The following is a 21,123-nucleotide window of genomic DNA, read 5'->3' on the forward strand; positions in this document are numbered from 1 at the left end:
TATGATCCAGTATACACGAAAGACGTTGAATAATGGTCTGACGGTGCTCGTCCACGAGGACCCGGCCACTCCACTCGCAACGGTGAATCTCTTGTACAAAGTCGGGGCAAGGGACGAGGATCCGAACCGGACAGGATTCGCGCACTTGTTCGAGCACCTGATGTTCGGCGGCTCGGTCAACATTCCCGATTACGACAGCCCGCTTCAATTGGCCGGAGGCGACAACAATGCTTTCACGAATAACGATATCACCAACTACTATTGTACGCTACCTGCGAACAACCTCGAAACGGCCTTCTGGCTGGAGAGTGATCGCATGCTCAGCCTGGCCTTTACGCCTAAAAGCCTGGAAGTGCAACGCAGCGTCGTGATCGAGGAATTCAAGCAACGCTACCTCAATCAACCTTATGGTGATGTCTGGCTGCTCCTGCGGCCGCTTGCCTATAAAGTGCATCCGTATCAGTGGGCAACCATCGGAAAAGAGGTGAGCCATATCGAAGAAGCTACCTTGCAGGATGTTCGGGATTTCTTCCAACGCTATTATTCACCTGACAATGCCATCCTGGTCGTTGCCGGTGGAGTAAAAGCCGACGAGGTTTTTTCGCTTGCTGATAAATGGTTTGGAACGATCGATCGGAAAATGGGTGCTCGGCATCCTTATCCTGTCGAACCGGTACAGGATACCACGCGTGAATTGTCCGTCAACCGCAAAGTTCCGTACGATGCTTTGTATATGGCGTTTCATTGTTGCTCGCGACTGGATCCGGAATTCTATGCGCTGGACTTGTTGACCGATATCATGTCGCGTGGTAAATCGTCGCGTCTTTACAATGCGCTCGTCAAGCAACGGAAGCTTTTCAGCGAGGTCCATGCTTATGGTACCGGTGATTTCGATAAAGGCCTTGTTGTCGTCGAGGGCAAACTGGTCAAAGGCGTGAAGATGGAAGATGCGGAAGCCGCGGTTTGGGAAGAACTGAACCGCCTGACGGCCCAGCCGGTAGAGGCAACGGAACTTGAAAAGGTAAAGAACAAGGTGGAAAGTACGCTCGAGTTTTCCGAGATGGACCTCTCCGGTCGTGCGCTCAACCTGGCCATTGCCGAGTACATGGGGGATCCGGAACTGATCAATACGGAACTCGGGCTTTTTCAGGCCGTCAGCGCTGCTCAGGTGCAGCAACAGGCACAGCAGGTATTCAACAAGAAGAACGTATCGGTTCTTCGCTACTTCTCAGAACGAAACTGATCGTATGAATTTGATGACTTCACCCGACCGCACCCTTGCACCTGATTTTCGTCCGATCACCAAACTTGACGTACAGAAAGCCGGACAGGTTAAATTGACCAACGGCATCCCGGTATATACCGTCAATGCCGGTTTTCAGGACCTGGTCAGGATAGAGTGGTTGTTTAGGCTTCGATCGTTCGACCCTCAACGGCCATTACTCCAGAATGCCGCCAATCGCCTGCTCCAGGAAGGTACATCGAAGAAAAGCGCGCAGGAGATTGCGGACCAGATCGATTATTTCGGAGCCTTCCTCGAAACGGAAGAAGGTCCCGACACCGTTTCAATCGTGCTCTACACGCTGAACAAGCATTTGCCCAAGATGCTACCCATCGTTCGGGAACTCTTCGCAGACGCCGTTTACCCTGAGCACGAACTCGGCATCTACAAGCAGAACCAGGTGCAACGGCTCACGGTGGAAAATGAAAAAGTACAGTCACTCGCCCGTCGCCGCTTTTTACAGCTCTTGTTCGGGCAAGCACATCCATACGGATTCTACGTTTCAGCCGAACACTATCTGCAGCTTGATCGGGAGGAACTGGAAGCATATCGGCGCAGACACTATACCAATGACAACTGCACCATCTTCGTAGCCGGAAAACTGCCTGCGGACCTGGAAAAATTGTTGGACCAGCATTTTGGCGATTCCGATTGGAAGACATCGGAATCAATGTCGGAAAGCAGAGGAGTCACCATGCTTGATCCAACTCAAAAGCACTACCAGGAAAAACCTGGCGCCATTCAGTCGGCGATAAGGATCGGAAAACCCCTGTTCCGTCGCTCGGATCCTGAATACCCCGCCATGTCGGTACTCAACACGGTCTTGGGTGGCTATTTCGGATCGCGGCTCATGTCAAACATTCGTGAAGATAAGGGCTATACCTACGGGATCGGTTCCGCGCTGGTTTCCATGAAAGAAGCAGGCTACTTCTTTATCTCTACGGAAGTCGGGGCCGATGTGACCGAAGCGGCTTTGAAAGAGATTTATTTCGAGATCGACCGGCTTTGCAACGATCCTGTTCCTGAATCGGAACTGGCCATGGTACGCAACTTCTTGCTGGGTAATTTCTTGAAAGGAATCGACGGACCGTTCGCACTACTGGATCGAAGTAAGACCCTGGTCGTTAACGGACTCGACTACGACTACTACACGCATTACATCAAGGTGCTGCAGTCGGTAACTCCGGCGGAATTGCTGGAGCTTGCAAGACGCGTTTGGAAGCCGGATTCGTTCACCGAATTGGTGGTTGGTAAACGCTGAAAAGGAGCGTTTTTACCACATCCCCTCGGCCATTCGCCCCCTTTCCGTTGACCCGCGCGACCGGAAAGCGTACCTTTAGGGCTTGTCCTCATGAGGTTGATCCGGCTGTTACTGTTGTTCTTTTTCGGGCTTCCACTAGCCGGGGTCGCACAGCAATTTCATGTGCGTTGCCTCAGTGTCGGTAACACGGGCGACGTAACCGTAACCTGGGACAGGAACGGACTTTCACCGGCGGATTTTCGTTGTTATTATCTGTACCACTCCACGTCTGCTGCAGGTCCTTTTAGCCCGATCGACAGTATTTTCATTTATGGGGACACCAGCGAAGTGCATGCCACTGCATTGGCGAACACCAATCCCGCCTGGTATTATCTCGCATTCAAATCCGCTTCGGGTGCTCCGGATATTCTTTCCGATACCGCTTCGGCGATTTTTCTGAATGTGATCAACCCTAATTCCGGTTTCGCGGTCATGAACTGGAATACGCTTCGAGATCCCCTTATTGCGACCAATTCGGTTTACTACAGACTCTACCGGGAATTTCCTACAGGTATTTTCACCCTTATTGATTCGGTGGATGCCAGCCTGGGCGTTCGCCCGATGACCTATAACGACCTCATCGCCATCTGCAACGACACCGTGCGTTACCGGATTGAAGTGGCGGATCAAGGCGGTTGTACTTCCAGATCCAACCGGGATGGAGAGAATTTCCGCGACTTGTTGCCGCCGGAGATACCACAGTTCGATTCCGTGTCGGTCGATGGTGCCGGTAACATCGTAATGGGTTGGTCGCAGAATACTTCACCGGATACGCGTTATTATGAGATTCAAATTAATACCGGATCCTCATCCGCTCCGGTTTGGACACCCCTGGACACGGCCTTCGGCATCGGAACGACGTATCTGAATTCCGGGATCGATGGCACCGGCGCGCCACGCGACTTTAAAATCGTAGCCGTCGACAGTTGCGGCAATCAGTCGGCGCAAAGTGTGATGCACAGTTCCCTGCAGGTGCAGGTATCGTTCCTGATCTGTGAAAAAGCTATTGAGATCCTCTGCACTTCCTATGGAGGTTGGGGCGTGGCGCCCGTCTATGAATGTTACCGTTCCGCCAACGGTGGCCCGGAAGTCCTGATTGCCACCGGGAACAGCAGTTCGTTCCGGGATACCAACATCGTTTCAGGGACCAACTATTGCTATAAGGTTCGCGCGATCGACCCCTCGAATACGACGCGGACATCCACCAGTTACCGCAAATGCATCACACCGGTCTTTCCGCCGCCGCCCGCGTACTCCTACATTCGAAAGGTGAGCGTGCTGGAGGAGAATACGATCCGGATTGAAGGGTATGTGGATCCGGTCAGCCCCGTCAGTGGATATGAATTACTCCGTGCCGCATCGGCAGCAGGTCCTTTCACCAGCATTGCCTTCAAATCGGACGATGGAACCGATCGGGTGGTGTTCTTCGATAACCCCAGCACGGAGCAGGTATGGTACTACAAGATCGTTACCATCGATTCGTGCGGATTACAAGCCAAAGAGTCGCAGGTCAGCCGATCCATGGTGGCTACCGCTGCGGCAGAAGGTGACTTTACCAATTTCGTTTCGTGGACCGAGTATGGCGACTGGCTTGGCGGGATCGACCGGTTCGATATTTACAGGCGGATCAACGGAACCGTTGAAGCATTTCCAATCGCCACCATTCCTTACGGTGCTACAGCGGAATACCGGGATTCTGTTCTCCGGGATTTTCTGAGCGACGGCGAGTTCTGCTATATCATTGAAGCCATCGAAGGAGCGGGTAATCCGTATTTCTTCCTCGATTCCGTCCGCTCGAACGAAGTGTGCGTTTATCAGGAACCCTTCAGTTTTATTCCAAACGCCTTCCATCCAGGAGGTGGTATCAACGAGACCTTCCGTCCGTTCAACGGCTTTGTCAACCCGGAAGGGTACACGTTTATCGTGTTCAACCGGTGGGGTGAGGAGATATTCGTATCCGATAATCCACAGCAATCCTGGGACGGTGCAAGCAACGGAAAACTCGCGCCACCCGCCGTTTACATTTATCTGATCGAGTACAACAGCCCCGAAGGAGGAAAGCGCCGCAAACTCGGCACCATCACCCTCATCCGCTGATTTCGAAAGACCGTTCAAATCCGATCATCAAACCGGAAAAAGCTATGAAACTGGTAACTAGTAACTAGTAACTAATAACTATTCGCTATTCGCTATTCACTATTCACTATTCCAAAAATTCCCCCACCACATCTCCCCATAAATCCCTACCTTTGCGTGCAACTTTTTTTCAACCCAGACTCCGTCTATGAAAGTTGCAACCGGCCGATTTTTAGGTGAAGCGCTCACCTACGATGATGTACTTCTGATCCCAGCCTACTCGGAAGTCCTTCCAAATCAAGTAGATGTATCAAGCCAGTTGACTCCCGGTATCCGGTTGAATATGCCTATTCTATCCGCCGCTATGGACACGGTCACCGAAGCCGATATGGCGGTTGCCATCGCCCACGAAGGTGGCATCGGGATGTTGCACAAGAATATGACGGCCGAACAGCAGGCCGCTGAGGTTCGACGGGTAAAGCGCAGTGAAAGTGGAATGATCGACGATCCGGTCACACTTTTTGAGGATGCGAAAGTGCACGACGCCCTGCGGATCATGCGCGATTACCGCATCGGGGGTATCCCCGTCATTGACCACGATCGTAAACTGGTCGGTATCTGCACCAGCCGTGACCTCCGGTTTGAAAAAGACGTAGATCGCCCGATCGCCCAGATCATGACCAAGGACAGGCTGGTAACCACCACCGGCGTCAAGGACCTGAAAGAAGCGGAAAGCATCCTGCAGCGATACAAGATTGAGAAGTTACCGGTAGTCGATAAGAAAGGTCGTCTCGTCGGTTTGATCACGTATAAGGACATTCTCAAGTTCAAATCGCGCCCCAATGCCTGCAAGGACGAGTTTGGCCGCTTGCGTGTCGGAGCAGCGATCGGCGTGACGCGCGACAGTCTGGAGCGTGCCGATGCGCTGGTGAAAGCCGGTGTCGACATCATCACGATCGACACGGCACACGGACATACGAAGGGCGTAGTAGAAGTCCTCAAAGCCGTTAAAAAGAAACACCCTAAACTTCCGGTTATCGTCGGAAACATCGCAACGGCGGATGCCGCACGATACCTCGCGAAAGCCGGCGCGGATGCAGTCAAGGTCGGAATCGGTCCCGGATCGATTTGCACGACGCGCGTCATCGCCGGGATCGGCGTACCGCAGTTTACCGCTGTCTATCAGGTCGCGGAAGCCTTGAAGGGAAGCAAGGTGGGTGTCATTGCCGATGGCGGTATCCGATACAGCGGAGACATCGCGAAAGCCATCGCTGCCGGGGCGCATTGCGTAATGCTCGGCAGCCTGTTGGCTGGCACCGAAGAGTCTCCGGGCGAAACGATCATTTACGAAGGAAGAAAGTTCAAGACCTATCGCGGGATGGGTTCCATCGAAGCCATGCGCGAAGGTTCCAAAGACCGTTATTTCCAGGCACAAACGGACGATGTGAAGAAACTGGTACCGGAAGGAATCGTCGGCCGCGTACCTTACAAAGGAACGGTAGGCGAGGAGTTGTACCAGTTGGTGGGCGGCCTCCGGGCTTCCATGGGATACTGCGGAGCACCCAACATCGCGTCGCTTCAAAAGGCCAGCTTCATCCGTATTACCAGCGCCGGCGTTCGCGAAAGCCATCCACACGATGTTTCCATCGTGAAGGAGGCTCCGAATTACCACCGCTGAACGGCTCCGCTACAACCTGACCAGCCTGGCTACACGGGTGGTCGTTCCGGATTGAATGCTTAAGAGGTAAAGTCCGGGTGCCAGATTTCTGCCCGGGATGATCAGGTCTTTTCCAGACGTATCCGTCCATCGCTGCTGTTGGATGACAGCACCTTGAAGGTCGGTCAGTTTCCACTCCAGCGGTTGATCGGGATTGGCCATGTGCAGCGTCCAGTCCGTTGAACTCGGATTCGGGTAAACAGCGAAGCCCTGATCCAGGAGATCGCGAACCTGCGTGGTGGCAGTATCGATAACCACAAACGAGGTCATCATCCCCATATCCTCGTGGGCAAGATTGTGACAATGGTACATGTAGGGTGAGGTCACATCGGCATAATCCAGAAACCGCGTGATGATGGTGATGGAATCGCCCGGAACGATCAGGACCACATCCTTCGCTCCGCTCTCTTCGGGTGGCGGTGCCTGCCCGTTCTTTTCGAGGATGTAGAACTGCACATCGTGCGTATGCATGGGGTGCGCCATGTTTGAGGCGTTGGTCATGTACCACACTTCAATATCGCCCAGGCGCATCGTATCGTTGACAAAATTCATCGAGAACGTATTCCCGTCGAGGTAGAAATTGCCCATGCCCGGCATGCCCATCCCCGTGATAGTCCGGTTGCGGATACGGTTGACATCATTCGGATTCCAAACGTATTGTGGAACCAAGGTAGCGGGAATGCTGGTCACTCCGCCGGTTCCGGGTCCCTGGACGCGCAGTTTCAAGAGTGGGAAATCGACACGCTCGAGCGGGCCGGTACCCCCCATGCCCGCGCTCATGTTGCCGGGAATGGTGGTCGACATTTCCGTCGCATAGCTCATCAATTGCAGGGAGTCGCCCTGGAGACCGTTCAGATCGAGCAGGATCTCCGCGCGTTCGCCGTTGGAAAGCAGCAGTCGGCTGACGGTCACCGGTGCAGCGAGCAAACCTCCATCGTTGCCAATGACCTGAAAGGTTCGGTTGTCCAGGAACCCAAGCTGGTAGACGCGGGCATTGGATCCGTTGAGTACGCGCAGCCGAACGATCCGGCTCGGCACATCCAGATAAGCATTCGGTACTCCGTTGATCATCATGGAGTCACCCAGTGCGGTAACCTCAAATTGTCCGGTTACAGTATTCCATTTACGATCCTGCAATACGACCGGAAAATCATCGACACCATATTCACGCGGCAATGCCAGCGCGGCTTCCGCGGAATCCCGCACGATGATGAATCCGGCCATGCCCATGGTGACCTGCGACTGGGTCATCATGTGCGGATGCGGATGATACCAATAGGTTCCGGCATTGTTGAGCACACGATAGGTCGCGTTCCACATCATACCCGGCATGATCTCCTGATAGGGCCCTCCGTCCATGTCACCCGGCACGTGCATGCCGTGCCAGTGCATCGTGGTCATCTCCTGAAGGTTGTTCATGACATCGATCGAAACGGTATCCCACTTCAGAAATTCCAGGGTCGGACCCAGAAATGATCCGTTTACCCCAAAGGTGCTGGTCCGCATTCCCGGATAGAAGAAGACGGAGGAAGTATCGCAACTGAGACTGAAATTCTTTCCGCTGAGTAGCGGAGGAATCGGCATCGGATTGGACGTTTGAGCGTCCGCCAGCACGGGTAGTAATAGAAGGAGCGTTAAAAGCCGGCGCAGGTCAGCATTCATGGGTGATGGATTAGGGGCGGTAAAGTAATTCAGGAATTCCGCTTTTGACATGACATTTATCTGCTCTTTCCAGGTATTCACCGATTGATTACCAAATGTCGAGTTCATGTGAAATTCATCTGAAAATGACCTTTCTTCATCTTTTGGTACCCGGTAGGGATTGCTAAATTTGCGCCGCTCAATTGTTTAACCAAAATGAACCGTACAACCATCCTGTGTGCAGCCCTGCTGTTCCTTGGCAGCCTTGCCGCCGTAGCGCAGCAGAAGTCGGATGCCATTATTCTCAACATCGCCGGGGAGGATATTCCCAAGAGTGAGTTCGAGCGTGTGTTCAAGAAGAACAACACCAAGGACAATAACTATGACCAGAAAGCGGTCAATGATTACCTCCAGTTGTATATCAATTACAAGCTGAAGGTCCGTGAAGCGCTCGAACTTGGCATGGATACGGTCAAGTCGTTCGTAGATGAACTGGCCGGTTACCGTAAACAGTTGGCGCAACCTTACCTCGTCGACAAGCAGGTAAGCGAACAACTCATCCGCGAAGCCTATGACCGGATGAAGACGGACCTGCGGGCCAGTCACATCCTGATCAAGTGCGACCAGAACGCGCTTCCGAAAGACACGCTTGAAGCCTTCAACAAGGCCAACCGCATTCGTTCCGAGATACAGAAGGGAATGGATTTCACGGCTGCGGCTAAGAAATACTCCGAAGATCCCTCCGTGAAAGACAACGGCGGCGATCTGGGGTACTTTTCCGCGATGCAGATGGTCTATCCGTTCGAATCGGCTGCTTACAGCACCAAGGTAGGAGAGGTGTCTTCCGTTATCCGTACCCGTTTCGGCTATCACATTGTCAAGGTCACCGACTCCCGCAGCGCTCAGGGTGAAGTGCACGTTGCCCACATCATGGTCAAACTTGCCGCCGGTGCCAAGGAAGAAGATTCCCTCAAAGCCACACAGAAGATCAACGAGATTGCCGGCAAGATCAAAGCCGGTGAGAAATTCGAAGACCTCGCGCGTCAGTTCTCCGACGACCAGAGTTCCTCCAAGGCCGGCGGAACGCTGCCCTGGTTTGGAACGGGACGCATGGTACCCGAATTTGAAAAGGCGGCCTTCGCGCTGAAGAATGCCGGTGACGTCTCCGAACCGGTCCGTACTTCCTATGGCTGGCACATCATCAAGATGATGGAGCGCAAACCGCTCGCCTCGTATGAAGAAATGCAGAACGACCTGAAAGGGCGTGTGCAGAAAGATTCCCGCTCCGAACTGAGCAAGTCGTCCATGATCAACCGCGTCAAATCCAAGTACGCTTTCAAGGAGAATCCTAAAACGCGGGACGAATTCAACAAGGTGGTCGACAGTACCCTGACCCAGGGAAAATGGACGGCCGATCGCGCCTCCGCTTTGAAGTCGGTGATGTTCTCCCTGGGCAACAAATCCTATACACAACAGGATTTCGCAACCTACGTGGCCGATCACCAAAGCAAGCGCGGTGGTACCATCGCTCCTCAGGTCATGGTCAGCAATCTTTACAATGAATGGGTAAACGAAAGTGTCCTGGCGTATGAGGAATCGAAATTGGATTCGCTGTATCCCGACTTCCGTAACCTGATGCAGGAATACCGCGATGGTATCCTGCTGTTCGAATTGACCGACAAGAAGGTGTGGTCGAAAGCCGTGAAGGATACCGCGGGTCTTAAGTCGTTCTATGAAGCGAACAAGACCAAATATCCCTGGCCGGACCGGCTCGACGCTACGATCTATACCTGCGCCAATGCCGATATCGCCAAGCAGGTGCACAAGTTGATGAAAACGGTCGATGATGTCGATACGCTTATGTCACGGATCAACAAGACCTCGCAACTCAATCTCCAGGTCAAGACCGGAAAATTCGCCAAAGGCGACAATGATGTTATCGATAAGATCGAGTGGAAGAAGGGCTTGTCGAAGGATATGCCGCACAATAACCAGGTGGTGTTCGTGGACGTTCATAACGTCCTGCCCGCTGGTCCAAAGTCCCTCGACGAAGCTAAGGGCCTCGTAACCGCCGATTACCAGAGCTCGCTGGAAAAGGAATGGATCGAGCAATTGCGCTCGAAGTATGCTGTCAAGATCAACCAGGATGTTGTAGATTCCGTGGCCAACAAGTGATCCGGCCTTCCAATATTACCCGCACGATGGCGTTCCCATTACAGGAGCGCCATCGGCGTTTCTGAATCCACCCGATGTTGTCACCAAAGCTCCGCCTCATCCTGCCGCTTGCAGCTCTCCTGATGCTTCAGGGGACCGGATGCAAGTACTTTTCAGGAAGGAAGTCTGACAACCCGGGTGAAGGGGCCATAGCACGGGCGTTCGACCGCTACCTCTTTCCGGAAGACCTCGAAGGGGTCGTCCCGGTCGGCGCCTCCCGCGACGATAGCACGGCCGCGACGACTGCGTACGTGGAGAACTGGATCCGGCAACAGACCGTCTTGCACCTGGCGGAAGAACACCTGGATGACGAACAGAAGGAAGTCGAGCAGAAACTGGAGGATTATCGACGTTCGCTGCTCATTCATGCCTACGAAGCGGAATTGGTCCGCCAGAAACTCGATACCAACGTGACCGAGGAAGAGATCGAGGCATACTACCAACAGAATAAGAAGAACTTCGAACTGCGCGACAACATCATCAAGGTTGTTTACCTCAAACTCCCCAGGAAGGCGCCGAAAATCGGAAAGGTCCGCGACCTGTTCTCCAGCACTCGTCCGCGCGACCGGGAAGCGCTGGCCGACTACTGCCGGCAATACGCAGTCAACTACTTCCTGGACGACTCGACCTGGCTCTTGTTCGATGACCTGTTGAAAGAGATTCCGATCAAAACCTACGATAAGGAACAGTTCCTGCAGAATAACCGGAACATTGAGATCGAGGACTCCACGAACATCTATCTGGTCTCCATTCGCGGATTCATGATCAAGAACAGTACCTCGCCGCTCAGCTTCGAGCGAAACAACATCCGGACGCTGATCATCAACGAACGGAAACTCAAATTGATCGGAGAAATGGAGCAGCAGGCCTATGAAGAGGCCCGTAAGAATGGGAAGGCCGAAGTCTATTAAAACCCGTATTTTTGCTCCATGACCTGTCGACGAACCGGTATTGCCGCCTGGCTGATACTCTTGACTGTTTTTCTGCATTCCACTTTGAGCCGGGCTCAGACCTTGATCGACCAGGTGGTGGCCACCGTCGGCAATCAGATCATCCTGCGTTCGGATATCGAAAAGCAATACATGCAATACCTCGCCCAGGGCGGGGAAGCGGCTGAAGAAGCCCGCTGCGGGATCTTTGACCAATTGATCCTTTCCAAACTTATGGTGAACCAGGCGGCCATTGACAGCGTCGATGTGCCGGAAGCCCAGGTGGAGAGTGAACTGGACCGCCGGATGCGTTTCTACGTGCGGCAGATCGGTTCCGAACAGAAACTGGAAGAGTATTTTAAGACGACCATCCGTCAGCTCAAAGTCGAATTGCGCGACATGATTCGTGATCAATTGCTGGTGCAGACCATGCAGGGAAAAATCACCAAGGATGTGACCGCCACGCCGAACGATGTTCGGGAGTACTTTAACTCCATTCCTCCCGACAGCCTGCCGTATATCGATGCTGAACTGGAAGTGGCGCAGATCGTGCGCCGTCCTCCGGTCAGCGATGCTGAACGAAAAGCGGTTCGTTCCCGACTCGAAGAATTCCGGAAGAAGATACTGGCCGGCGAAGATTTCGCCGTGTATGCCGCGCTTTACTCACAGGACCCCGGTTCAGCGAAAAAGGGTGGGGAACTCGGCTTCTTCGAGCGCGGTACGATGGTGCCGGAGTTCGAAGCAACGGCCTTTAACCTGAAACCCGGCGAGATAAGCCCGATCATCGAGACCAAGTTCGGTTTTCACGTCCTGCAACTGGTAGAGCGCAGGGGAGACCAGATCAATGTTCGCCACATTCTCCTCGTTCCAAAGACCGGCGATGACGATCTGATCAAGTGTGTCAATACCCTCGATTCGATCCGGCAGCAGATCAACAAAGGATCGATTACCTTCGAAGATGCGGCCTTGAAATTCTCCGACGATGAAGATACCCGCAACAACGGCGGTCTCATGATCAATCCGGAGACCAACACGACCCGCCTTTCTCCCGATAAGATCGATCGCCTGCTGTTCTTCCAGGTAGACACGCTTCCGACCGGCCGCATCTCACCGCCACTCATGATGAACAATGCGGATGGTAAGACGGCTTATCGTATCGTGATGGTCAAGACCCGTACGAAGCCGCACCAGGCGAATCTCCGGGACGATTATCAGAAGATCCAGGAAGTGGCGCTGTCGGAAAAGCAGGCGAAAGTGCTCAGCGACTGGGTGGATAAGAAACGCAAATCCACCTACATCAACATCAACCCCGAATTCTCCTCCTGCCAGGAATTGCAGCACTGGCAGACCGGACAATGATCCCCGCCGCAGCCAACGAGACCCCTGACAACTTATGAAGCAGTATTCAAGCGATGTAGAAGCCGTACAAGACCTGGTTGCCAAATACCGGGAACTTCGGTCGGAGATCGGCAAAGTGATCATCGGTCAAGATGAAGTCGTACGCGATGTCATCATCTCCATCTTCAGCCGCGGCCACTGTCTGCTCGTCGGTGTTCCGGGACTTGCCAAGACGCTGCTGGTAAACACCATCGCCCGCTCACTCGGCCTCACGTACAACCGCATCCAGTTCACACCCGACCTGATGCCTTCCGATATCATTGGTACGGAGGTATTGGACGAGAACCGTCAATTTCGATTTATCAAAGGCCCGTTATTCGCCAACATCATCCTCGCCGACGAGATCAACCGTACGCCTCCAAAAACGCAAAGCGCGTTACTCGAGTCCATGCAGGAGTACGCGGTCACAGCCGCCGGAAAACGCTACCCCTTGGATCAGCCTTTCTTCGTACTCGCTACGCAGAACCCGATCGAACAGGAGGGGACCTATCCGCTCCCCGAAGCGCAACTCGACCGATTCATGTTCAATGTGCTGTTGACGTACCCGGCATTCGAGGAAGAGGTGACCGTTGTGAAGAATACGACCAGTAACTACTCACCGGAGTTGAAACCCGTGCTGAACGGTGAAGAGATTCGTTTCTTTCAGGAGCTCGTTCGGCGGATACCGATCCCGGATAACGTACTCCAGTACGCGGTGACCCTGGCTGCCAAAACCCGACCGAATACACCGGCTGCCACGGCTCAGGTGAACCAATACGTTTCCTGGGGTGCCGGCCCCCGGGCTTCCCAATACCTGGTGATAGGAGCCAAGTGCCATGCGGCGCTTAACGGCAAGTTTTCACCCGATGCGGAAGATGTACGCGCGGTTGCTGTCCCGATCCTGCGCCACCGGATCGTTCGGAACTACCGGGCGGAAGCCGATGGTATTTCCGTCGAAGCGATCATCGAAGGCCTGCTGAAATGATTCTGGTGTAGCGCGATCGGCCCTGCTATGACGGGTCCGTGACCAGTTCCAGGTTCTCCAGACTGACGCTTGCGCGAAGGTTGCCAAAGCTGACGAAGACCACATCCTTCCGGATCTCTTCTACGATCCCTACCTGACGACTTTTCATCATCCGTACGGAGCTCCCGACGCGTATTTCTTTACGCAGTCGATCGAGTAGCGCTGCCTTTCGTTTGGCGACTTTTTCCGGTGTGTGTTCCGCGGCTTTCTTTTTCTTTTCCGCGGTCATGTTGCCTACGAATTTCTTGATGACCTGTTTTTTGTCCTTCGATTTTTCCCATTCTTCCGCGAACGACTGCATCTTGCGGCCAAGTTCCGCAAGCTTGCGGAGTTCTTCGCGTTTGGATTTGTCGCGCTCCATCCGTTCTTCGAGCTGCTGACTGAGTTGCTCAAATCGTTGCCCGGCAACATCGGTTCGTTGCTTGCGACGTTCCAACTCCGCCACTTCCCGCTCAAGAGCGGATTTTTGCCGGTGGAGATCGGCCAGCAGGTTGTTGAGCCGCAATTTCTCCTTCTGGACTTTTTTCTTCGCGCGGTTCAGCACATGTTCCGGTAAACCGATCCGCTCGGCTACTTCAAAGGTGTAACTGCTTCCGGGTTGCCCGACGATCAGTTGGTACCGTGGTTGAAGGGTTTCCGGTTCGAACAACATGGATGCGTTCATCACGCCGTCCAGACGGTCGGCCAGCAGCTTGATGTTGGTGTAGTGCGTCGTAAAGACACCGAATGCCTTGCGTCGGTTGATCTCCTCCAAAACGACTTCCGCGATCGCGCCGCCCAATTCAGGGTCGGTACCCGTGCCGAATTCATCGATCAGGACCAACGAACGGTTGTTGGCCATACGTAAAAAGTGATTCATCCGGATCAACCGGCTGCTATACGTACTCAGCGCGTATTCGATCGACTGACTATCGCCGATATCAGCCAGCAGGTGTCGGAACAGTCCCATTTCAGAACCCTCCTTCACGGGTACCAGCAGGCCGCTTTGCAACATGAGTTGCAGGAGGCCAACGGTTTTCAACGTGATGGACTTCCCGCCTGCATTCGGGCCGCTGATGATCAGAATACGTTTCTCGGCATCCAGCTCCAGGTTGAGCGGAATCACGCTTTTCCCGAGCGCCTTGTTTTTAAGAAACAACAGGGGATGGAGCGCGCCCACCAGCCGGATCGACGGATGATCGGAAATGCCCGGCAGGATCGCGCCGATATCGAGTGCGAAATAGGCCTTAGCCCGCAGCAGATCGAAGCGCGTCAGCAGGTCATGATAAGCCAGGATCAAAGCGGAATGGGGCCTCAGCCGATCCGTCAATTCCCGCAGTAGGCGCAGAACCTCGCTTCGTTCGTCCTGTTCCAGTTCGGCTATCGAATTGTTGAGTTCTACCAGTGCTTCCGGCTCGATGAAGGTGGTCCTTCCCGTATCACTCTTCCCATGGATGATCCCCCGGATGTCACGCTTGTGCTCCGATGGGACGGCCAGTACCCGACGTTCGTTGTAGAAATTCTCTTCATTTTCCCGCAACCATCCGCGCTTCTTCAGATCGTTGATGAATGAACGGAACCGTTTGTCCGCTTCCCGGCGTTGCGAAGACAACAACCCCCGGATTTCCATCAACGTGTCCGACGCATTGCTTTTGACCTGGCCCTGCGCATCAATGATCGCGTCGATCGGATCAACTACCGCTTTCGTCTCCTTGATTGGTGCACACAACTTCAACAGCGCAGGAAAGGACACCTGCCGCTCTTTCAAAAACCGTAACAAACTGTTGACGGTTATAGAGGCCGATCGTATTCTGGAAAATTGCGCTTCGGATAGCACGCTGCCGGCTTTCCCCAACAACTGTGCTTCGGAAATGAAGTCATCGAAATACAGGTCCGGGAAATAACCCTGGTGCGCGAGGGTATGCCGGAACTCCTCAACCTGGCGGAGACTGGCCAGCAAGACTTCCTTGTGTTCGATCGGGTGGATGGAGCGTGCAAGCTGACGGGAGGAGCCATTGCGGCAGCGCTGTTCGACCTGGTCCAGGACCCGGTCGAATTCAAAAAGCTGGGGAGTATCCTCCGGATAGAATTGCACGGTGCAAAAGTCGCGATTTTCAGCGTCAGGCGGTGCCGGATCGCTTGTATTTTCGTTGTCCTTATGCCTTCAGAACAGCCACGGAAGCGGCTCCTGGCAATCATTGGCGGTGGAGCAGCGGGTTTCTTCGCCGCGATCACCGCGGCCCGGCAGGATCCCTCGGCACAGGTGGTGATCCTGGAAAAGTCTTCCAGGGTCCTGGCCAAAGTGCGGATCAGCGGAGGCGGTCGCTGTAATGTCACCCATGCCTGCTTCGATCCAGCCTTACTGACCGGTTTCTACCCGCGTGGCGGTAAGGAACTGCGGCAAGTATTCAGTCGCTTCCAACCGCGGGATACCGTTAGTTGGTTTGAACGGGAAGGTGTGCGGTTGAAGACCGAAGATGATGGTCGTATGTTTCCGGATACGGATCAATCTGAAACGATCGTGCGATGCCTGGAGGAGGCGGCACAACATGCAGGTGTGGTGGTCAGGAAGCAGTCTGCGGTACTGGCTATAAATCCGGATCCAAACGGTGGAATGGTGTTACAGCTTGCTGACGGTTCACTGCGCGCCGACAAGGTCCTGGTCGCAAGTGGCGGGATGCCGAGTGCATCCGGTTTCGCCTGGCTGAAAGACGTTGGCCACGCGATCCAGGATCCGGTGCCCTCCCTGTTTACATTCAATCTTCCGCAAGATCCCCTGACTGGATTGCCGGGACTGGTCGTTGATCCTGCTGAAGTGAAATTGATCGGTACGAAGTTCAAAGAGACCGGACCGGTCTTGGTCACGCATTGGGGATTAAGCGGACCGGCGATCCTGCGGCTCAGCGCCCGGGCCGCCCGTGAACTGGCCGCAGTGCATTACCGTCAGGAAATCCTGATCAACTGGCTGCCGGGTCAGAACGAACAGCAATTACGGGAGATCTTTTCCGCCAATCGCCATCAGTTCGGAACCCGTATGCTTCGATCACATACATTCGAAGGATTGCCGAAACGGATGTGGGAGTATTTACTGGTGTGCTGCGAGATACCCGAACAGGCGACCTGGTCGGAGTTGAAGTCGACCGAAATACAACGACTCTGCGATAAGCTGTTGCGCGATAGACATCTGCTCAACGGGAAGACTACCTTCAAGGATGAATTTGTAACCTGTGGTGGCGTTAAGCTGAAGGAAGTGGATTTTCGAACGATGGAAAGCCGGTTGGTGCCTGGACTTTATTTCGCCGGCGAAGTACTCGATATCGATGGTCTGACCGGAGGATTTAATTTTCAGGCGGCCTGGAGTACCGGTTTCATCGCCGGGAAGTCAATGGCCGAAAGTTCATCCGCACTTCATTAAAACGAAATCTATTTCAGAAGCGCCAATGCGCTCAATCCTTACCTTCGACATCCTGAACCAACAGCATTGCATGACCAACTCCATCCGCGTATTCTGGATTTCCATATTCCTGCTATTCTCCGTGACAGGGCAGGCACAGTACACCCTGAGTGGAATCGTCTCCGACAAGTCCGACAAGACGAAGTTGATTGAAGGCGCAACGCTGTTCATCCCGGAATTCAACCGCATTGATCTATCCAAAGAAGGTGGCACCTACATTTTCCGAAACCTCCACCAGGGGCGAATCAATGTCCAGGTCACCCGCGCCGGGTATCGTAGCCGGCTGGTACAGGTTAGTCTTAAGGATTCCGCTACGGTCGTGAATGTGGAGATGGAACCTGCACTGATTGACTTGCAGGAGGTCACCGTGACCGGAAATCGCGAGCGACTACCGGATATGGTGCCCTACGCGCTCAGTACCATGACTCGTGACGAGTTGGAGCGCCAGGGTGCAGTGCATGTATTATCGGCTTTGGCTTATCAACCTGGAATCGACAAGATCACCCTGGGAAATGGAATACAAAAGCCGGTGATTCGCGGCCTCTCGTTCAACCGACTTTTGATTTACCAATACGGGACACGGATCGAGAACCAGCCGTGGGACGATCGGCATGATATGGGCGTAAACGAGAACGGAGTCGATCAGGTGGAAGTACTGAAAGGCCCCGCGGCTTTGATGGCCGGTCCCGATGCGCTGGCCGGTGCCATCATCTTCACGGATGAAAAACCCGCGGCCTTGGGGACAACTTCCGGCGACGTCGACCTGGGGTTTTTCACCAATACACTGGGAATACGCGGCCGTGCAGGAGTGAAGGGGATGAACAATAACGGCCTTTTCTACAGTTTCCGTGGAGGCTGGCAGTCGCATACGAGTTACATTCAGGGTGAAGGTGAAGAACGCCAGAAGAATGAGATCGATAAGGATTTCGCTCCCAACAGCAAGTTCGGTTCCACCGATGCCAAACTGGTCTTGGGAACGAGCAAGCGCTGGGGCGTTTCCAAACTGACCTACTCCTACCTGCGTCAACAGATCGGTATCGTCGAGCAGGAGGATGAGAGTCAATACCTGGAACCGGAACAGTTTACCGAGGAACAACGGGATCGCGAATTCGAAGCACCGTACCAGGACGTAACCAATCACATTGTCTCAAGTGAGAATTCGATCCTCTTGCCAGGGGGCAGGATCAATGCCAATCTTTCTTTCCAACACAATGACCGAAAGGAGTTTGAACCGACCGCGGATGGCGGGAAAGAGAAGGCAATCGGGCTGCGTCTCAACACCCTCACCTACGATCTGCGCTATGGTTCGGATGGTGAAAAGAGATTCGAATGGTCGGTGGGTACGCAGGGATATATCCAGGGTAACAGGAACAACGGTCTCGAAGGGCTGGTACCCGATGCCGATATCACCAACCTGGGCGTTTACGGAATGATCCATTACGATTGGAAGAACCTCCGGATCATGGCCGGTGGCCGTATCGACAGCCGCAGCATGGACCTGGAATCGTATGAAGGTGGAGAAGAAACCGACTCCACGGAAATTCGTCCGGAGATCGAGTTGGAGAAGGAATACACGCTCCTGAACGGTTCCGTTGGGTTGGTGTGGAAGTTCCACAAGGGTTGGACGCTGAAAGGGAACTTCGGCACCGGTGTAACGGCTCCCAACTATTTGCAGTTGGCTACCTACGGCCCCCATGAGGGAGCCTATCGCTTCGAGATCGGTAACCAGCAATTGGAGCAGGAACAAAGCAGGGAAACCGACCTCGGCCTTTCCTGGGAAGGACGTTGGTTGGCCATCAACGCCCAGGCGTTTTATAACCAGGTGGCGAATTTCATTTACCTCCAAAACACCGGACGGTTTGATAGTGTGACGGTCGCTGGAAAGGATTCGCTGTATCCGGTATACAATTATGTCCAGAACAGCGCTACACTTTCGGGAGGAGAACTCACCCTCAACATCCACCATCCCAAGGCCTCCTGGGTCGATTTGCAGCTTGCCTACGGAATGACCGTCGGGGAACTGGATCGTGGAGGTAATCTACCGTTCATACCGGCCAATAAGACCGTCGCTTCACTCAGCATACACAAGCCCCGGTTGAATTACCTCTATGAACCCTTCGCACGAATCGTCTTGAGTAACTATGCTAAGCAGGATAAGCTGGCGGAATTTGAGCAGGCAACCGACGGTTATCAGCTCATCGACTTGCATCTGGGCGGCTCCTTTCATTGGGGAAGGCAACAATTTGACATTACCGTGTCCGTCAACAACCTCTTGAACGAGGGGTATTTCAATCATCTGTCCCTCATCCGGGCCATCGGATACCGGGAAATGGGCCGGAATGTGGCGATTCGACTCCGCGTTCCCTTTGGGATCCACAACGGCTCCTGATCAACCCCAAACTGCGTAAAACCTCCCGGGACTTAGGATTTCCTTAACGCTCCCGCAAGTATCTTTGTACTACATGAAAAGTGTATCCATCCTCCGACGCTTCCGCTCGCTATTGCCGGTTGCGTTTTCCCTCCTTGCGCTCCAGCCGGTCATGGCTCAGAATGGACAAAGCAAACTGGAGTATGCCTTGCAATTGATTAAGTTCTGGTATGTCGATACGGTCAACGAAAAGCAGTTGTCCGACGAAGCGATCCGCGCCATGCTAAAGGACCTCGATCCGCATTCGGTCTATATTCCGCTCGAAGAGATGCGGGAAATGAACGAGCCGCTGGTCGGTAACTTCGAAGGGGTCGGTATCCAGTTCAACATCAACAACGACACGATCCTGATCACCCAGACCATTCCGGGTGGTCCATCCGAAAAACTCGGACTCCGGGCCGGCGACCGCATCGTTACGATCAATGACTCCACCGTCGCTGGCATCAAGATCACGAACAACGATGTACTCAAGAAACTGCGGGGACCGAAAGGAACCAAAGTGAAAGTGACCATCTTCCGTCGGGGGAGTGCGGACTTGCTCGACTTCATGATCACCCGCGACAAGATTCCGCTCTTCAGTGTGGACGCATCGTATCTCGTAACACCGCAGATCGGTTATATCAAGATCTCCCGTTTTGCCGACTCAACTCCGTCCGAATTCCGGGACGCGCTCGAGAAACTCAAGAAGCAGGGCATAACAGCACTGATTCTCGATCTTCAGGGGAATGGCGGCGGCTACCTGAATAAAGCGGTCGAGCTTTCGGATGAATTCCTGTCGGAAGGAAAAAAGATCGTCTTCACCCGCGGCCGCATGACCCAATCGGAAGATTACATGTCTTCCGTGATGGGTGGTTGGGAAAAGGGTAAACTGGCGATTCTCATCGATGAAACCAGCGCTTCCGCCAGTGAGATCGTTTCAGGCGCCGTGCAGGATTGGGACCGCGGACTGATCGTGGGCCGACGCAGTTTTGGCAAAGGACTCGTGCAGAAGTCGTACGGCCTGCCGGACGGCTCCATGATCCGCCTGACCGTCGCGCATTACTATACGCCTTCAGGTCGCTGTATCCAGAAGCCCTACGAACCCGGGCAGGAGGACGAATACGATATGGATTACGTCAATCGGTTCAAACATGGTGAACTCTTCTATGCTGACAGTATCCGTTTTCAGGATTCCACCGAATATTTCACCAGTGCCAAACGCCTCGTGAGAGGGGGAGGTGGCATCATGCCGGATGTATTTGTCCCACTGGACACCAGCATGAGTAGCACGTACTATACCGACCTGCTGCGTAAGAATATCCTGGGTGATTTCACGCTGAACTATGTGGATCGTAACCGGAATAAACTGTTGTCCGCTTACCCGGACATGGCGGTGTTCAAACGAGATTTCAAACCCGAAGGCGCGTTCTTCGAAGAGTTCCTGGAAGCTGCCAGCAAGGGCGGAGTGCCCATGGACAGTGCAGGATTTCGTACCTCGGAACGCCTGATCCGACTGCAGTTGAAAGCATTGGTCGCGCGCAATCTCTGGGATATTGGCGCCTACTTCCAGGTGATCAACGATATCAATGTCGTTCTGCAACGGGCGATCGAATCGATCAACGATAACAGTTTCGAGCGACTCAAGATATCGGCCCGGTAATAGAAGATGATGGGTAGATCGTTCGCTGGGAAATTCCTGTTGGCAATAGGATGTGTCGGACTG

At 53.8% G+C, this 21,123-nt stretch carries 13 protein-coding genes; 11 read left to right on the forward strand and 2 right to left on the reverse strand.

Going from position 1 to position 21,123, the window contains the following annotated elements:
* Window position 1 precedes the first annotated feature (1 nt).
* From IPJ96_07785 to guaB, 4 genes are all read left to right on the forward strand, one after another.
* Window positions 2-1,243, forward strand: a complete 1,242-nt coding sequence (locus IPJ96_07785) for an insulinase family protein (protein ID MBK7910249.1) — start codon at window positions 2-4, stop codon at window positions 1,241-1,243.
* Between the two features lie 4 nt (window positions 1,244-1,247).
* Complete coding sequence (locus IPJ96_07790) at window positions 1,248-2,543, forward strand: insulinase family protein (protein ID MBK7910250.1); 1,296 nt, start codon at window positions 1,248-1,250, stop codon at window positions 2,541-2,543.
* 90 nt (window positions 2,544-2,633) lie between these two features.
* On the forward strand, window positions 2,634-4,679 hold the full coding sequence (locus IPJ96_07795; GenBank protein MBK7910251.1) for a gliding motility-associated C-terminal domain-containing protein: 2,046 nt from the start codon (window positions 2,634-2,636) through the stop codon (window positions 4,677-4,679).
* Window positions 4,680-4,866: 187 nt separating this feature from the next.
* Window positions 4,867-6,336, forward strand: a complete 1,470-nt coding sequence (guaB, locus tag IPJ96_07800) for an IMP dehydrogenase (GenBank protein MBK7910252.1) — start codon at window positions 4,867-4,869, stop codon at window positions 6,334-6,336.
* Between the two features lie 9 nt (window positions 6,337-6,345).
* Here the strand turns inward: guaB and IPJ96_07805 are convergent, their stop codons facing one another.
* Window positions 6,346-8,145 carry a multicopper oxidase domain-containing protein gene (locus IPJ96_07805; protein MBK7910253.1) on the reverse strand — a complete coding sequence of 600 codons (1,800 nt, stop codon included), beginning with the start codon at window positions 8,143-8,145 and terminating at the stop codon, window positions 6,346-6,348.
* Between the two features lie 87 nt (window positions 8,146-8,232).
* Here IPJ96_07805 and IPJ96_07810 point away from each other — a divergent pair, with 87 nt between their 5' ends.
* From IPJ96_07810 to IPJ96_07825, 4 genes are all read left to right on the forward strand, one after another.
* Window positions 8,233-10,191: a peptidylprolyl isomerase gene (locus tag IPJ96_07810; GenBank protein ID MBK7910254.1), complete on the forward strand. Its 1,959-nt coding sequence runs from the start codon at window positions 8,233-8,235 to the stop codon at window positions 10,189-10,191.
* A gap of 74 nt (window positions 10,192-10,265) precedes the next feature.
* Window positions 10,266-11,141: a peptidyl-prolyl cis-trans isomerase gene (locus IPJ96_07815; protein MBK7910255.1), complete on the forward strand. Its 876-nt coding sequence runs from the start codon at window positions 10,266-10,268 to the stop codon at window positions 11,139-11,141.
* 18 nt (window positions 11,142-11,159) lie between these two features.
* Window positions 11,160-12,518, forward strand: coding sequence for a peptidylprolyl isomerase (locus tag IPJ96_07820; protein MBK7910256.1), 1,359 nt, complete (start codon window positions 11,160-11,162; stop codon window positions 12,516-12,518).
* Between the two features lie 34 nt (window positions 12,519-12,552).
* Entirely contained in the window at window positions 12,553-13,521 is a 969-nt protein-coding gene (locus tag IPJ96_07825; GenBank protein MBK7910257.1) for an AAA family ATPase, read from the forward strand.
* A 25-nt stretch (window positions 13,522-13,546) separates the two neighbouring features.
* Here the strand turns inward: IPJ96_07825 and IPJ96_07830 are convergent, their stop codons facing one another.
* Window positions 13,547-15,634 carry a DNA mismatch repair protein MutS gene (locus tag IPJ96_07830; protein ID MBK7910258.1) on the reverse strand — a complete coding sequence of 696 codons (2,088 nt, stop codon included), beginning with the start codon at window positions 15,632-15,634 and terminating at the stop codon, window positions 13,547-13,549.
* Window positions 15,635-15,697: 63 nt separating this feature from the next.
* On the opposite strand from IPJ96_07830, the gene IPJ96_07835 reads away from it, so the two are divergent.
* From IPJ96_07835 to IPJ96_07845, 3 genes are all read left to right on the forward strand, one after another.
* Window positions 15,698-16,954, forward strand: coding sequence for an NAD(P)/FAD-dependent oxidoreductase (locus IPJ96_07835; GenBank protein MBK7910259.1), 1,257 nt, complete (start codon window positions 15,698-15,700; stop codon window positions 16,952-16,954).
* Between the two features lie 25 nt (window positions 16,955-16,979).
* Window positions 16,980-19,382, forward strand: a complete 2,403-nt coding sequence (locus IPJ96_07840) for a TonB-dependent receptor (GenBank protein MBK7910260.1) — start codon at window positions 16,980-16,982, stop codon at window positions 19,380-19,382.
* A 73-nt stretch (window positions 19,383-19,455) separates the two neighbouring features.
* Window positions 19,456-21,060 (forward strand): PDZ domain-containing protein, encoded by a 1,605-nt coding sequence (locus IPJ96_07845; protein MBK7910261.1) that lies wholly within the window; start codon window positions 19,456-19,458, stop codon window positions 21,058-21,060.
* The last annotated feature ends 63 nt before the right edge of the window (window positions 21,061-21,123 follow it).

Source organism: Bacteroidota bacterium, from assembly GCA_016713765.1.
GTDB lineage: Bacteria > Bacteroidota > Bacteroidia > AKYH767-A > 2013-40CM-41-45 > Pollutiaquabacter > Pollutiaquabacter aromativorans.

What these genes read in the sequence shown, in the direction of transcription:
- IPJ96_07840 (MBK7910260.1), top strand. Translation starts at nt 16,980, where the DNA reads ATGCGCTCAATCCTTACCTTCGACATCCTGAACCAACAGCATTGCATG.
- IPJ96_07845 (MBK7910261.1), top strand. Translation starts at nt 19,456, where the DNA reads ATGAAAAGTGTATCCATCCTCCGACGCTTCCGCTCGCTATTGCCGGTT.
- IPJ96_07805 (MBK7910253.1), bottom strand. Translation starts at nt 8,145, where the DNA reads ATGAACTCGACATTTGGTAATCAATCGGTGAATACCTGGAAAGAGCAG.
- IPJ96_07795 (MBK7910251.1), top strand. Translation starts at nt 2,634, where the DNA reads ATGAGGTTGATCCGGCTGTTACTGTTGTTCTTTTTCGGGCTTCCACTA.
- IPJ96_07825 (MBK7910257.1), top strand. Translation starts at nt 12,553, where the DNA reads ATGAAGCAGTATTCAAGCGATGTAGAAGCCGTACAAGACCTGGTTGCC.
- IPJ96_07835 (MBK7910259.1), top strand. Translation starts at nt 15,698, where the DNA reads ATGCCTTCAGAACAGCCACGGAAGCGGCTCCTGGCAATCATTGGCGGT.
- IPJ96_07790 (MBK7910250.1), top strand. Translation starts at nt 1,248, where the DNA reads ATGAATTTGATGACTTCACCCGACCGCACCCTTGCACCTGATTTTCGT.
- IPJ96_07810 (MBK7910254.1), top strand. Translation starts at nt 8,233, where the DNA reads ATGAACCGTACAACCATCCTGTGTGCAGCCCTGCTGTTCCTTGGCAGC.
- IPJ96_07815 (MBK7910255.1), top strand. Translation starts at nt 10,266, where the DNA reads ATGTTGTCACCAAAGCTCCGCCTCATCCTGCCGCTTGCAGCTCTCCTG.
- guaB (MBK7910252.1), top strand. Translation starts at nt 4,867, where the DNA reads ATGAAAGTTGCAACCGGCCGATTTTTAGGTGAAGCGCTCACCTACGAT.
- IPJ96_07820 (MBK7910256.1), top strand. Translation starts at nt 11,160, where the DNA reads ATGACCTGTCGACGAACCGGTATTGCCGCCTGGCTGATACTCTTGACT.
- IPJ96_07785 (MBK7910249.1), top strand. Translation starts at nt 2, where the DNA reads ATGATCCAGTATACACGAAAGACGTTGAATAATGGTCTGACGGTGCTC.